The sequence below is a fragment of the Pseudomonas sp. Pse35 genome (assembly GCF_024519715.1).
In the GTDB taxonomy this organism is placed as follows: domain Bacteria; phylum Pseudomonadota; class Gammaproteobacteria; order Pseudomonadales; family Pseudomonadaceae; genus Aquipseudomonas; species Aquipseudomonas paracarnis.
The window spans coordinates 54,607-68,334 of record NZ_JALJRP010000032.1 but is presented as its reverse complement, the minus strand read 5'-3'; the positions used below and the strand labels follow the sequence as shown (position 1 = coordinate 68,334).

General features: G+C 61.5%; 13 protein-coding genes. 5 read left to right on the top strand and 8 right to left on the bottom strand.

All coding sequences use genetic code 11. From position 1 onward, the window contains the following. Window positions 1-66: 66 nt before the first annotated feature. Window positions 67-996, bottom strand: coding sequence for a DMT family transporter (locus tag OC445_RS22140; RefSeq protein WP_054897286.1), 930 nt, complete (start codon window positions 994-996; stop codon window positions 67-69). Window positions 997-1,088: 92 nt separating this feature from the next. Between OC445_RS22140 and OC445_RS22135 the strand changes: the two genes are divergently transcribed. Both OC445_RS22135 and OC445_RS22130 read left to right on the top strand, forming a co-directional pair. Continuing rightward, window positions 1,089-1,652 (top strand): helix-turn-helix domain-containing protein, encoded by a 564-nt coding sequence (locus tag OC445_RS22135; RefSeq protein ID WP_054897287.1) that lies wholly within the window; start codon window positions 1,089-1,091, stop codon window positions 1,650-1,652. Window positions 1,653-1,674: 22 nt separating this feature from the next. Then, window positions 1,675-3,069 (top strand): FAD/NAD(P)-binding protein, encoded by a 1,395-nt coding sequence (locus tag OC445_RS22130; RefSeq protein ID WP_262020361.1) that lies wholly within the window; start codon window positions 1,675-1,677, stop codon window positions 3,067-3,069. 225 nt (window positions 3,070-3,294) lie between these two features. On the opposite strand, the gene OC445_RS22125 is transcribed toward OC445_RS22130, so the two are convergent. The 4 genes from OC445_RS22125 to OC445_RS22110 are packed head-to-tail and all read right to left on the bottom strand — an operon-like array spanning window position 3,295 to window position 7,921. Then, window positions 3,295-4,557, bottom strand: coding sequence for an efflux RND transporter periplasmic adaptor subunit (locus OC445_RS22125; protein WP_262020360.1), 1,263 nt, complete (start codon window positions 4,555-4,557; stop codon window positions 3,295-3,297). After that, on the bottom strand, window positions 4,547-6,025 hold the full coding sequence (locus OC445_RS22120; RefSeq protein ID WP_198790533.1) for a TolC family protein: 1,479 nt from the start codon (window positions 6,023-6,025) through the stop codon (window positions 4,547-4,549). Before OC445_RS22120 ends, OC445_RS22125 begins: the two co-directional genes overlap by 11 nt. After that, window positions 6,018-7,217, bottom strand: a complete 1,200-nt coding sequence (locus tag OC445_RS22115; RefSeq protein WP_198790532.1) for an ABC transporter permease — start codon at window positions 7,215-7,217, stop codon at window positions 6,018-6,020. The genes OC445_RS22120 and OC445_RS22115 overlap by 8 nt, the downstream gene beginning before the upstream one ends. Next, window positions 7,214-7,921, bottom strand: coding sequence for an ABC transporter ATP-binding protein (locus OC445_RS22110; protein WP_262020359.1), 708 nt, complete (start codon window positions 7,919-7,921; stop codon window positions 7,214-7,216). The genes OC445_RS22115 and OC445_RS22110 overlap by 4 nt, the downstream gene beginning before the upstream one ends. A 355-nt stretch (window positions 7,922-8,276) precedes the next feature. Between OC445_RS22110 and OC445_RS22105 the strand changes: the two genes are divergently transcribed. After that, window positions 8,277-9,008, top strand: coding sequence for a TetR/AcrR family transcriptional regulator (locus tag OC445_RS22105; protein ID WP_034127895.1), 732 nt, complete (start codon window positions 8,277-8,279; stop codon window positions 9,006-9,008). 8 nt (window positions 9,009-9,016) lie between these two features. Then, window positions 9,017-9,184 carry a hypothetical protein gene (locus tag OC445_RS22100; protein ID WP_157717986.1) on the top strand — a complete coding sequence of 56 codons (168 nt, stop codon included), beginning with the start codon at window positions 9,017-9,019 and terminating at the stop codon, window positions 9,182-9,184. Window positions 9,185-9,289: 105 nt separating this feature from the next. Here the strand turns inward: OC445_RS22100 and OC445_RS22095 are convergent, their stop codons facing one another. Both OC445_RS22095 and OC445_RS22090 read right to left on the bottom strand, forming a co-directional pair. After that, window positions 9,290-10,351, bottom strand: a complete 1,062-nt coding sequence (locus OC445_RS22095) for an FUSC family protein (RefSeq protein ID WP_262020358.1) — start codon at window positions 10,349-10,351, stop codon at window positions 9,290-9,292. Between the two features lie 163 nt (window positions 10,352-10,514). Then, entirely contained in the window at window positions 10,515-12,131 is a 1,617-nt protein-coding gene (locus OC445_RS22090; RefSeq protein WP_034127893.1) for an NADP-dependent glyceraldehyde-3-phosphate dehydrogenase, read from the bottom strand. A 138-nt stretch (window positions 12,132-12,269) separates the two neighbouring features. On the opposite strand from OC445_RS22090, the gene OC445_RS22085 reads away from it, so the two are divergent. Next, window positions 12,270-13,130 (top strand): Dyp-type peroxidase, encoded by an 861-nt coding sequence (locus OC445_RS22085; RefSeq protein ID WP_262020357.1) that lies wholly within the window; start codon window positions 12,270-12,272, stop codon window positions 13,128-13,130. A 31-nt stretch (window positions 13,131-13,161) separates the two neighbouring features. On the opposite strand, the gene OC445_RS22080 is transcribed toward OC445_RS22085, so the two are convergent. Further along, window positions 13,162-13,683 carry a DUF3087 family protein gene (locus tag OC445_RS22080; RefSeq protein WP_057974913.1) on the bottom strand — a complete coding sequence of 174 codons (522 nt, stop codon included), beginning with the start codon at window positions 13,681-13,683 and terminating at the stop codon, window positions 13,162-13,164. Between the last annotated feature and the right edge of the window lie 45 nt (window positions 13,684-13,728).

The following is a 13,728-nucleotide window of genomic DNA, read 5'->3' as shown; positions in this document are numbered from 1 at the left end:
CAAGATCACAAGCAGATCAAGATCAAGAGCGGCTCGCTTCGCATCGTGGTTACCGTTGATCGCAAACTACCCCTGCCGCTCCTCCTCCAACGCCTCTGCCAACTCAACGGCCTTCTGCCCCTTCGTCTTCAATTCACTCACAATCACCGCCACCACAATCAGCACCGCGCCCAGCATCGCGATCGGTGGGAACCGCTCCCCGGCGATTCGCCCCACAACGCCTGCCCACACCGGCTCACCGGCATAAATCAACGTCGCCCGCGTTGGCGAGACACTCTGCTGTGCCCAGTTCATCGCCACTTGGATCACCGCACTGGTCAAGCCCAGGCCCACGGCACTGAACAGCAACAGCCAAGAAAAGCCCGGCAACGCCTCGCCCATGGGCACCACCATCATGAAGGACAGCACCGAAGCGGTGGCCAGTTGCACCACGGTCACCCGACGAATATCCACCTGGCCGGCAAATGCGCTGATCAAGATGATCTCGGCCGCTATGGCCACTGCACCGATCAAGGTGGCGATTTCACCCGCGCTGAAATTCAGCGAGGCCCCCGCCGGGCCGGTCAACAGCATCAACCCCGCAAACGCCAACATGATGCCGATGCTGGGCATCAAGCCGGGGCGACGGCCAAGCACCAGCCACTGCAACAGCGGTACGAACGGCACATACAAGGCGGTGATAAACGCCGATTGGCTGCTCAAGATGGTTTGCAGGCCAATGGTCTGCAAACCGTAGCCGAACATGATCGCCACCCCGATAAACACCCCGGCCTTCAATTCGAACAGGGTCAGGTCGCGCAGGGTGCGCAAGGAAAAGAACCCCACCACAATCGTCGCTGCCGCGAAGCGCAGCCCCACAAAAAACATCGGCCCGCTGACCGCCATGGCGTGCTGCACCAGCAAAAAGGTGCCGCCCCAGATCATGGTGATCACCACCAGGATGCATTCGGCTTTACTGAAACGATTGAAACGCGAAGGGGAGTTTGGGGCGGTCATGGCGGCTCGGTCTTGCAAGGGGAAAGCACGGACCGCACAATGCGCCGCACGCTGGGCAGTATACTGCGCACACCCACCTATTGAGCAATATAGTGCACAAAGAAAATCCGCAACGGGCTTCGGTCCTGCAGCACGTCAGCCAGAACGTTCGTCGCCTGCGCCATGCCGCCGACTTGAGCCAGACCGCGCTCTCGGAAAAATCCGGTGTCAGCCGGCGCATGCTGGTGGCGATAGAAGCGGGAGAGAAGAACGTCAGCCTGTCGACCCTGGACCGTGTCGCCGAAGCGTTGGACGTGGCGTTCAGTGATCTGATTCAGGCGCCGGATGTGCGCGACCACAGCCGTATCAATGAGCTGGCCTGGGCGGGCGAGATTGTCGGCAGTAAGGCGGTGTTGCTGGCCAAGGCTACGGCACGGCGTGAGGTCGAATTATGGGAGTGGCGGCTGGAGCCCGGTGACCGTTATTGCCCGGACCCTGACTTGGAAGGGTGGAGCGAACAACTGTTTGTGTTCGAGGGCAGCCTGACGCTGGTGATAGGTGATCAGGAAAATCTCATCGAGGCAGGAGAGTTCTTTATGTTCGCCAGCCACCAGCCCCATGCTTATCGCAATGATGGAAATGCGGCGGTACGGTTTGTTCGAAATGTGGTGATTTGAGCAACAATAAGGGCGAACTGGCATGAGTGAATCCACCCGCGTTGCAGATGTACTGATCATCGGCGGTGGCCTGAGCGGCACGATGCTGGCCGTGCAACTGCTTCGCCTGCCGGGCACGCGGCGTATCCTGATAGTCGAACCCCGTGCTGAGTTGGGGCGCGGCGAAGCCTACAGCGCGGTCGAACTGGGCCATACGCTGAACGGCAATGCGGCGCGTATGAGCGTTGACCCGGACAATGCCGACGACCTGACCCAATGGCTCACCGACTACATCAGCGCCGGCGGATGGCCCGAGTCGAACCAACAGCATGTGCCTATCAGCGAGCTGTTCCCGCCACGGGGGCTTTTCGGCTTGTACGCGCAGCAGCGTCTGGCACAAGCCAAGGCGCTTTCTACATCGAGCGTCGAGCACATCCGCGCCGAAGGGGTAGACCTGCAAGTCGATGCCACCTCGGTGTTGTTGACCCTCGATACTGGCGAGCAACTGCGCGGCGCCTGTGCGGTATTGGCCACCGGCATGTTCCCTGCTGCGCGCACTCCGCAGACCGAGTCCACAGGATTGAATGCCGCCGCGTTGGACCCTTGGGATGTACCCGCGATGACCCGGCTCGACCCACAATCGACCGTGCTGATCATCGGCTCGGGCCTGACCATGGTCGATGCCGTGGTCTCCCTGGAACAGGCCGGGCATCGCGGACCTATCGAGGTTTTTTCGCGGCACGGCCTGTTGCCCCATGTACGCCGGCAACCGCCGAGCTGGGACGACTTCCTCGCCGCTGACCACAGCCTGAGCAGCCCCCGACAATTGCTGCGTGAGGTGCGACGCCAATGCCAGCTCGCGTTGGGGCAAGGCACAGACTGGCAGGCGCCGCTGGACACGGTGCGCGGGCATATCGCGCGGCTGTGGAGCCAGGCCAGTGAGGCCCAGAAGCGCCAGTTCGTGCGGCATGTACGGCCTTGGTGGGAAAGCCATCACCACCGTTCGCCGCCCTTGAGTGCGCAGTTGGTAGCGCGGTTGCAGGGGCAAGGGCGGTTGCGGATTCAGGCGGCGTCGTTCAAGGGCTTGGTGCCTTCGCAGAAGGGGGTTGCCATTGCGGTGCGCTACCGTGGCGAGGATGTGATCACCAAGATGTTGGGCGCTGCGCTGATCAATTCCAGCGGCATCGAATACGACTGGCGCCGGGTGGCCCGTCCTTTACCGCGGCAACTGCTCAAGCGCGGGTTGATCCAACCTGGGCCGCTGGCGCTGGGGATTGCGGCGGATGCGACGGGGGCGGTGCGGGATGCCCGCGGCGAGGTCAGCCAGCGACTGTTCGCCATGGGGCCGCCGTTGCGGGGCATGTGGTGGGAGAGTACGGCGGTGACCGATGTGGCGCTGCAGGCCAAGGCACTGGCCGCCAGGCTGACACAGCGCTGAATGTTGGAGCTGGTATTGATTGCCCCAATGCAAGTAACCGGTAATCTTGTGGCGAGGGAGCTTGCTCCCGCTGGAGTGCGAAGCGCTCCCAAGAAAAAAAAAAAATAAAANNNAGCTTGCTCCCGCTGGAGTGCGAAGCGCTCCCAAGATCTTGGGCCCGCTGCGCAGCCCAGCGGGAGCAAGCTCCCTCGCCACAGTGCAGCGTTCCCACATCTGGATCGAGGGTCAGTGATTGATTCCCCCGATCCTCACCAACCCCGCTTCAAGCCCAAACACCTCAACCCCCTGCGGCGTCGATTGCCCGGTGGTGACTTTTACCCGCTGCACCGGTTTATCCATCGCCGCCCGATACTCCACCGTCATGTCCGCCTGGATCGCCTGGCTGGGAATCACGATCGCCTGGTCATTGTTATAAGTGACAATCGTCAACCGCGCACTCATGCCCAGGCGCACCCGCTGCAACTGCTGGGGCGTCAGGGTGGGGATCGACAAGGTCACCGGAAACTGCGCACTGCCCTGGCTGTCGCTGGCGATGGCCAGGCCGCTGACCACGCTGACTGAACCTGTCAGCCGCTCGCCATCAAAGCCATCGCCCATGACTTCAACGGTCTGGCCCTGACGCAGCTGGTTGATATCCAGCTCTGAGACCTTGGCCACGATTTTCAAGCGTTCGATATTGGCCAGCCCGAACAGCACCTGGCCCTGGCTGACCTTGCTGCCGGCCTGCACCGGCGCGTTGTTATTGCCGCCACCTTGAGCGGTACTGGTGCTGCCGGGCGCCGGTACCACGATGCCGGAGAAGGGCGCCTTGACCTCCTTGCCTTCGAGCAGTGTTTGCAAGGCTTCGTACTTCACCGTGGCATTGGTCAGCTCCATTTCGGCGATCTGCCGATATTCGCCCTGGCCTTGGTCCAGGGCTTGTTGCAGCTCACTGCGCGCCGCCGCCAAGTCCAATTGCTGTTGCTGGGTTTGCTGCTTGAGGTCGTCAAGTTCGTTACGAGGGATGATGCCGCGTTTGAACAGGTTTTCGCTCTCGGTAAGTTTGCGTTGGGTGTTGCCCGCGGTCATTTCAGCGGTGCGTAAACTGCGACGGGCGCGGCTGACGGTGGGGCTGCTGCCCCAGTCCTGCATTTCCTGCACGGTGCGTCGGGCCTTGAGTTGCGCGGAGAGGGCGTCGCGCAGCTGTACTTCAAGCGTCGCCGGGTCCATGCGCAACAGGACTTGGCCGGCCTCAACGCGCTGGCCTTGTTCGACCAGGTTGGCCAGCACATTGCCGTCGAACGGCGCCGTCAGGACGACGGTGGTGTCAGGCTCGATCTTGCCCACCAGCCCGATCTGGTGCACCAACGGGTCGGGCTTTACGGCCAGCCACTGTTCGCCTGTACCCGCCTGCTCAGCCCCGCTGCGTTGACTGAGCAGGGCGGCGGCCGCGCCGGCCAGCAGCAGGAACAAGGCAACGGCCAGCAGGGATTTTTTATTAGTAGTCATTAAGGGCAATTTCCCAACTTTCCAGCGTCATGCCCAGGGTCAGATCAAGCTGGGTCTGGGCGTTCAAATAAGCGATCAGCGCATTGAGCTGGGCGTTTTCGGCGTTGCGCAGGTCGGTCTCGAAGCTCAGCACCTGAAAGTTGGTGGAGCGCCCGGCGCTGAGCTTTTCCCGCTCGATCTCGATCTTGCGCCGCGACAACTCCACGGCGCGCTTGGATATTTCATATTGGCGCCAGCGGGTGCCAAGGTCACGTACCACATTGTTGACGTTGCGCTCCAGCTCCTGGCGGGCGTCGGTAATGCGGATTTCCTGGTCTTCTACATTTACCCGTGCACGCACTTCGGCCTGGCGCGTGCTGATATCGCCAATAGGGATTTGCACTTGCACCCCGGCGTAACTGTCCCAGGTGCGGTTATTGTTATGGCCGTTGTCATTATCGGTGGCGGCGCGTATCTGGTTGGCGCCGGCGACCAGGTCCACCTGCCAGCGCCCGGAATCCTTGGCGATCACCAGGTCTAGGTCGGCCTGTTGGCTACCGAGCAGGGCAGCGAGGTATTCCGGTTGCTGGTTTTGCGCAAGGTTGAAGGCCTGGCGCTTGTCGATCTCCATAGGGGTGGCTTCCAGGGCCTCGGTGGCACGCACCGGTGTCGACAGGTCCAGGGCCAGCAGGCGCAGCAACGCCAGGCGGCTGGTGTCGAGTTGGTTGCGCGCTTCTTCCACGCCTAATTGCTGGGTGGCGATATCGGCTTCGGTCTGCACGATCTCGAATTCGGCCATGCGCCCGGCGCTGATCAGCGCTTTGTTCACCTCCAGTAAAGTATTGGAGCGTTTGAGCGCTTCCTGGACGATCACCAACTGTTCCTGGGCGCGCAACAATTCGCGGTAGGTGGCGATGATCTGGCTGATGGTCTGCGCCACGGTGGCCTTGAGGTTCAGGCGGTTGGCCTGCTCGGCCAGGCGCGACAGGCGCAGCGGTGCGGTGGTGGCATCCCAGCCGGCCCCGCGCATCAGCGGTTGGATGATCGCAAGGTCCAGGCCGTCGCTGCGGTAGCGGCCGGCGCGGTTGGCGTTGTTCAACTGCTGGGTCCAGGCCATGCTCAAGCGCGTTCCGTATTCGCCGAGCAGGCTGCTGGTGGGCGCGACGTTGGCGTTGCGCGCATTGTCTTGGGAGCCACGGGTGCTGCGGTAATAGCTGTTGAGGGTGAGTTTGGGGTTGAACACATCTTCGGCCACGCGCAGGTCGAATTTCTGCGCCACCCGTTGCAGGTAGGCGCTGCGGATCGCCGGGTTATTACGCAGGCCCAGGTACACCGCGTCCCCCAGGGTCATGGTGGTGGTCTGGGCATTCAGCGAGACGCTACGCTCGTAGTCGCTGCGGGTGGTGCTGGGTGCCTGAGGGTTGATCACCACGTCGGCGGCCATGCCCGGCAGGCTGATCAGCATGAGCACTAGCAGGTACTTATTCATCGCGCAGGGCCTCAACCGGCTGCAAGCGTGAGGCCGACACCGCCGGGTAAATGCCAAAGAACAAACCCACCAGCAACGTACTGCCCACGCCCAGGGGCAGGGCAGCCACTGCCAACGCAAAGGCCCAGCCCGACAGCCACGCATACAGCCAGGCAGCGGTCATGCCCAGGACTGCGCCGCACAGCGCACCCACGGCGGTGAGGGTGACCGCTTCGAGCAAAAACAGGTTGCGGATATCCCGCTGGCGCGCGCCCAGGGCCATGCGGATGCCGATCTCACGGCGGCGTTCCGAGACGTTCATCAGCATCACGTTCATCACCCCCACACCGCCGCCCACCAGGGAGATCGCGCCGAGGGCCAGGAGTAGATAGGCAAAGGTGCGGCTTTGGCGGGTCATGCCATCGATCATTTGCTGGGGCACCGTGATGTCGACGCTATGGTCGCTGAGCTGGGGTTGCAGCGCGGTGGCGGCGTCCCTGGCGATACGTTCCATGTCCTGTCCCGGCGCTGCGCGAATGATCAGGTTGTTGATTTGCGGGTTGGCGTAGATGCGGCGCATGCCCTCGGCGGGAATAAACAACGATTCGTTGGCTTGCACCGGCATCAGCATGGCCCTGGGCTGGTTGTGCAGGATACCCACCACCAGAAACAGGTAATCGTTGATACGCACACGGTCGCCCAGTTGCAGCGGGTCACCTGGCGCGCCAAGGGCCTGGGCGAGTTGGTCGCCGATCACTCCGTAGGTTTCGTTGGCGTCGAAGGGTGACAAGAAGCGCCCCTCACGCAGCGCCAGGCGCATGGCGTCCTGGATACCCGCAGTACTGCCGACAAAGTTGGCATTGGCGGTCCGCCCATGAAACACAATGGGCCCGCTGAACAGGCTGAGCGCGCCGATATGGGCAATGCCCGGCACTGCCCGCCGTACCGCATCCAGATCGAGCTGGGTGCGCATCGGCACATTGCTGTTGCCCTTGGGCGGGAACTGGGCGATGAGGGTATCGGTACCCATGTCCTTGAAAATCATCGCCGCATCCACCGCCGCGTTGTGGCCGATATTGATCAGCGCCACCACCGAGGAACTGCCGATGACGATCCCCAAGAGCGCCAGGATCGAACGCTTGCCCAGGGTACGCAGGCTGATAAAGGCTTCATGCAGCAGTTGGCTGAGGCTCTGCTCGACCCGCAGGCTCATGGGCGCCCAGCCTCATGCACCACGCCGTTGCGCACCAGGATCTTGCGCTCCAGGCGCTCGGCAATGTGGGGGTCGTGGGTGACGATGATCAGCGTCACCTGTTGCTCGCGGTTGAGGTTCAACAGCAGGTCCATGATCTCTTGGGCGGTAGTGCTGTCGAGGTTGCCGGTGGGTTCGTCGGCCAGGATCACCGAGGGCTTGCCGACCAAGGCGCGGGCAATGGCCACACGTTGGCGCTGCCCACCGGAGAGGTCGGCGGGGCGATGGTGGGCGCGTTCGGCGAGGCCGACTTGTGCGAGCATGCGCTGGGCGTGTTCCACCGATTCATGCCGCGACACGCCGCGATAACTCAAGGGCAGCGCGACGTTGTCCAGGGCACTGAGGCGTGGCAGCAGGTTGAAGCTCTGGAACACGAAGCCGATCTGCTGGTTGCGGATCGCTGCCAGCTCATCGGGGGTGGCGTTGAAAATATCGTGGCCGGCAAAGTGGTACTGGCCGCAGTTGGGCAGGTCCAGCAGGCCGAGGATATTGAGCAGGGTGCTTTTGCCGGAGCCAGAGGCACCGAGAATGCCGCAGCTGTCACCGCTGGCGATGGACAGGCACACGTCATTGAGAATGCTCAATTCTTGCCCGGCGAGCTGATAGCGCTTACCGATGCCTTGCAGGGAAATCAAACCGAGTTGCGCGGGGGTCTGTGTCATCATGACTACGCCTGCAGTCTCGACGGTACCGCCTTGCTCCCCGAAACTCCTTGTAACAAGTTCAGAAGCTGCCTGTAGCCGTCACGGACTGGTTTTATTTCTTGTTTTTAAAATATTGTTTGAATAGTAACTGCCTTCCTGACGCTTCGCCAGCCGTCGAGGTAGAGCGGTTTTACCGGTCGAAACGATTTTCTCAGCGGGTGTCAGAGGTGGGTAAAAACCCTACGATTTGCCTCAAAAGCCCGGATATAAGGGCTTTGCAAGATATGGCGGAGTGTCACTACTTGCTTTCGACGGGCCGCCCCGGTATAAAAAATCAAATTATTTTTTAAAACAATATTTCCGCCGTGGAACCCATATGGTCGCGAAGAAACTCAGCGCTCCAAACGTTACCAAGACTCGACTGCTGGATGCGACAGAGGCTCTTTTCATCAAGTACGGCTATGACGCCGTGTTGCTACGGCAGATAACCGAGCGTGCCCAGGTCAACCTGGCGGCGGTGAACTACCACTTCGGGGACAAGGACTCCCTGATGAAAACCTTGCTGATGCAGCGCCTGGAGCCCCTCAACGAGCAACGCCTGGAACTGCTGGCGCGCTGTGAAGCCGAATCCGATGGCCCGCTCGATTGCGACACACTCCTGGGCGTGCTGTTTGCCCCGGCCATGGGCCTGGAGCGCAGCGACCCGGCCAGCGGGGAAGGGCGTTCGTTCATTCGCTTCCTGGGCCGGGTCTACAGCGACACCTCGCCGTTTATCCAGGAATACCTCAAGGTCCATTACCAGCCGGTGTTCCAGCGCTTCTTCGAGGCCTTCGCCCTGGCCCTGCCGGATTTGCCACGTAATGAACTGGGGGTGCGCCTGCAATTTGCCCTCAAGGCCATTTCGGGCGTCATGGCAGGCACCGAACTGCGCCTGCTGATGAACTCCATGAGCCTGGGCCGCCCGGCCACGGATGCCGAGGTGATGGCCAAGCTGATCACGCTGGTGTCGGCGGCGATTCGGGTGCCGCAGCAAAGCCAGGAAGCCGAAACGGCACTGGCCAAGGTGCTGGAAACCCAGCGCGCCCTACGCGAACACCACGCCCTGTAGGAGCGAGCTTGCTCGCGAAAAACATCAACGATAACGCGAGCATTCTGGCTAACCGCGGCGTTATTGCGTTGTTCGCGAGCAAGCTCGCTGCTACAGAGGTTGGCCCTTTTTCGGAGCCAAAAAACAGGCAAAAAAAAGCCCGCTGGGGCGGCGGGCTTGATATGCAACGTTTGTAACGGATGAGGCTTCACACTACGTCTCGGCTTGTGAATAAAACGTGAAAAATATGTAAGAGAAAGTGTGAATGTGTCGATGTACGTAAAGCTGCTCTCCAGCTGTCGCTAAATCTTCCAGCGTGCGGCACTTTTGCCAAGCCGTTGACGCATCTGATCGACGTTCGCCGCCAGTTGCAGGGTCAACAGGCGATACCCATCCAGCGCGCTGTAAACCGGTGCATCAAGCGCAGGCTCGCTGGCATGGGCGTGACCGGTACGCTCCAATCGCTCCGTCACCCCCGATTTCAACGCGCGTGCCATCCCCACCAACTGCACCCGAATTTGCCGATGCTCGGCTTTCAACATGACTTGCATCCGAGCCGTGGCCTGCTCATCACGCGGGTCTGGCCGGGTATTGCCCAGAATCTCCAGGGTGCTGATGCACAGGCGCAGGTGACGCTGGATCGCGTCCAGTTCAGTCATGGAAATCCGCACTTCCTTGGACACCGACGGCATCAACGAACGCAGTTGCACCATCGCCCCGTTCAAACGGTTGAGCAGCTTGAGGTGTTCATCGTCAGTCACGGACTGGCCATTGATGATCCGGCTATAAATCTGCGCGCAGTCACGCAGGGCGCTGGCCAGGTTGTAGCGCCACGAATACACGGCGTACAACGGCAAGGCAAAGGAAAACGCCAGGGCCAGCACAATGCCGATGAGGATATCGACGGTGCGCCACAGGCCATCGGAGATCGGGTTGTCGCCATGGCCGGCGACGATAAACACCGTGATCGCCGACAGCAGCGCGATATAACCGCCCTTGCCGATGGCGTGATAGGAAAAGAATCCGCACACCACGGACATCAACAGATAGGTGAGCAACGGCGGGCCGAAGTAAGCCTGTTGTACCACCAGCAGCAAGCCGACGCTGGCGCCGATCAAGGTGCCGTAGGCGCGTTCGACGGCTTTCTTGCCGATATTGCCGTGGTGCTGCAACCCGCCGATGACGATCAGCATGGTCACCGACGCCCATTCACCGTGGGGCAGGTTGAGGCCGGTGGTCAGCAGGATGGTTGCCAGCAAACCCACCGATACGCGCGCGGCGTGGATCAGCTTGGCATGGCGAAAGCGGCGGTAGGGGTCGAGCAAGGGGCGCAGCAGGCGCCGGGCAAAGAAGGGCAGGTTCATCAGTCTTAAAATGGCCTCAAATGTATGAATGTGCTTGATCAAATGTGGGAGCTGGCTTGCCTGCGATAGCATCACCGCGACCTGACTGAAAGACCGAGGAGCTGGCATCGCAGGCAAGCCAGCTCCCACACTGACCTGTCTGCACATTGGAACGGGGTTGGCTTCAGAAGATGTAGTCGGTGGTCAGGAAACTCGAATCGCGGTTGCGCAAAATATCGCTGACCAACGCCTTGTTACTCTCCTGGAACTTGGTCGCCACCAAGGTGCGGATCGAGAACACGCGCAAGGCGTCATGCACCGACAACGTGCCCTCGGCCGAGTTCTTGCGCCCGTTGAAGGGGAATGTGTCCGGACCGCGCTGGCATTGGGCATTGATATTGATACGGCCCACCTGGTTGGCGAAGGTGTCCACCAGGCGTCCGACTGCCACGGGGTCGGTGCCGAAGAGGCTCAACTGCTGGCCGAAATCCGAGTCCAGCACGTAGTCGATCACGGTCTCCAGGTCACGATAGGGCACGATCGGCACCACCGGGCCGAATTGCTCTTCGTGGTAGACGCGCATCTGCGGGTTTACCGGGTACAGCACCGCCGGGTAGAAGAACGAACCACGGCTGCTGCCGCCCTCGGGGTTCATGACCTTGGCGCCATGGCGCGCCGCATCGGCCACCAGTTCGCTGAGGTAATCGACCTTGCCCACTTCCGGCAGTGGCGTCAGCGCCACGCCATCCTCCCACGGCATGCCGGGCTTGAGCGTCGCCAGCTTGGCGTTGAATTTCTCGATAAAGCGCTCGACCACGTCTTCATGCACGAACAGGATCTTCAACGCGGTGCAACGCTGGCCGTTGAACGACAGCGAACCGGTGACGGCTTCGTTCACCGCATTGTCCAGGTCCACTTCGGGCAGCACGATCCCCGGGTTTTTGGCATCCAGGCCCAGCGCAGCACGCAAACGGTGCGGCTTGGGGTGCAGCTTTTTCAGATCACTGGCGGCCTTGTTGGTGCCGATAAACGCAAAGATGTCGATCTTGCCGCTGGCCATCAGCGCGCTCACGGTCTCGCGGCCGCTGCCGTAGATCACGTTGATCACCCCGGCCGGGAAGCTGTCGCGGAAGGCTTCCAGCAAAGGGCGGATCAACAGCACACCCAGCTTGGCCGGCTTGAACACCACGGTATTGCCCATGATCAAGGCCGGGATCAGCGTGGTGAAGGTCTCGTTCAACGGGTAGTTGTAAGGCCCCATGCACAACGCCACGCCCAGGGGCACGCGGCGGATCTGGCCGAGGGTGTCCTGCTCCAGTTCAAAACGACTGCTGCGGCGGTCGAGTTCCTTGAGGGCATTGATGGTGTCGGTGATGTAGTCGCAGGTACGGTCGAATTCTTTCTGCGAGTCCTTGAGGTTCTTGCCGATCTCCCACATCAGCAGCTTGACCACCGCATCGCGCTGTTCGCGCATGCGCCTCAAAAACGCTTCGACGTGCTGGATACGCTCGACCACGCGCATCGTCGGCCATGCACCCTGGCCACGGTCGTAGGCGCGCACGGCAGCATCCAGGGCGGTGAGGGCGGTGTCGGCATCCAGCAACGGCGTGCTGCCGATGTGTACACGCTCATCACCCAGTTGCACGGGGCTTTGCACGCGGGCGAGCGGGCCGTTCCACACCTGCAACTGGCCATCGACCAGGTATTCACGTTGTTCAATGGGCGCCGCCAGGCGAAATTGCTCGGGAATCTGCGCGGTGGAGGTGGGAAACAGCTGGGCGAGCAGGTTGCTGGTGGTCATGTCGCTACCCCTGGAATAGTTGCAAAACATGACTAGAGAGTCACCCAACAAGCGGCTCTAACGCAAGGCTTGCGCGCATTCTTGTTCGCAGGGTGGTGTACGCCGGGTAAACTGCGCGGCTTTTCAGAAGGAGTTCACATGAGTCAGTACCAGCCGGGCATTCTTGCCGCACCGGTGCCTTTGCAGGCCCGCCATCTGTTTTTTGCCCTGGATTCGTTGCAAGCCGTGCCCGCTGCGCTGGACGCGATGGTGCAGTTGACGGATGCGGCGGCCGTGGTGGGGTTCGGTGAGCCGCTGGTAAAAGCGCTGGGTGCCCCGATCCCAGGGCTGCGCTCATTCCCGGCCGTTAGCGGCCCTGGCGCGCACAACCCGTCGACTCAGCAGGCGCTGTGGGTATGGTTGCATGGGGTGGATCGCGGTGAGTTGTTGCTGCGCAGCCGTGCCGTGGAAAAAGCGCTGGCTCCGGCGTTTCGACTGGTGCAATCGACTGAAGGTTTCCGCTACAAGACCGGCTTTGACCTGACCGACTACGAAGACGGCACCGAAAACCCCCACGACGATGCCGCCGTGCAAGCCGCGCTGACCGACACCGGCGCCAGCTTCGCCGCGATCCAGCAATGGCAGCACGACCTCGACGGTTTCGCCGCATTGCCTGCCCAGGAGCGTGACCACATCATTGGCCGCCGCCATGGCGACAACGAAGAACTCGACGACGCCCCGGAATCGGCCCATACCAAGCGCACTGCCCAGGAAAGCTTTACCCCGGAAGCCTTCGTGGTACGTCGTTCGATGCCCTGGGCCGAGAATGGTCAGGCGGGGTTGATGTTCCTCGCGTTTGGTCATTCATTCGATGCGTTTGAAGCGCAGTTACGACGCATGAGTGGGTTGGAAGATGGGATTGTCGATGGCCTGTATCGCATCAGCAAGCCGCTGACCGGAGGCTATTACTGGTGCCCGCCGGTGAGGGAAGGGCGCCTGGACCTGAGTCTGGTTTTTTAACCGCCTTAATGCCTGCTTCCTGAGGTACGCTTCAAGCGCTTTTGAGCGCTTCCAGCCACGCGGGATCGAGCCGGGTTTGTTCGGTGTCGATCCCCGCTGCGTGCATCCTCGCCTTGTGTGCTTCGATTTCGCCGACCAGTTGCGCCTGGGCGCTGGAGTTGGCGTCCAGCTCGTGCATCTGCGTCAGCCCCAAGTGATAGAAACGCAACAGCTTGATGGCAGTGGGGTCGTTGGCTTGCACCCGCTCGGTGACCTTGTGCATCACATTGGTCACGCTCATCAGGCTGCGCTTGAGTTGCCAGCCATACACCGCCGGCGCCAACCAGGCCTGGCTCCAGAACGGGCCACGCACCAGCGCGACCGTGATCAACACCCCGGCGAAGACGCCACCGACATTGAAGCGAAAATTGTCACCGCCAGGCTCACCGAACAGCATCACCGCCAGGCTCGACAGCAGCATGGCCAAGGCCAGGAACAGCGCCGCGACGATCAACGTGCTACGGCGGGTCTGTTGGCGATAGGCAGTGGGGTCGCAGGGTTTGAGTTCGAACATCCGGGGCAGGTCTCCAAAAAGGGCGGTCATCTTCTCACGCCTGGC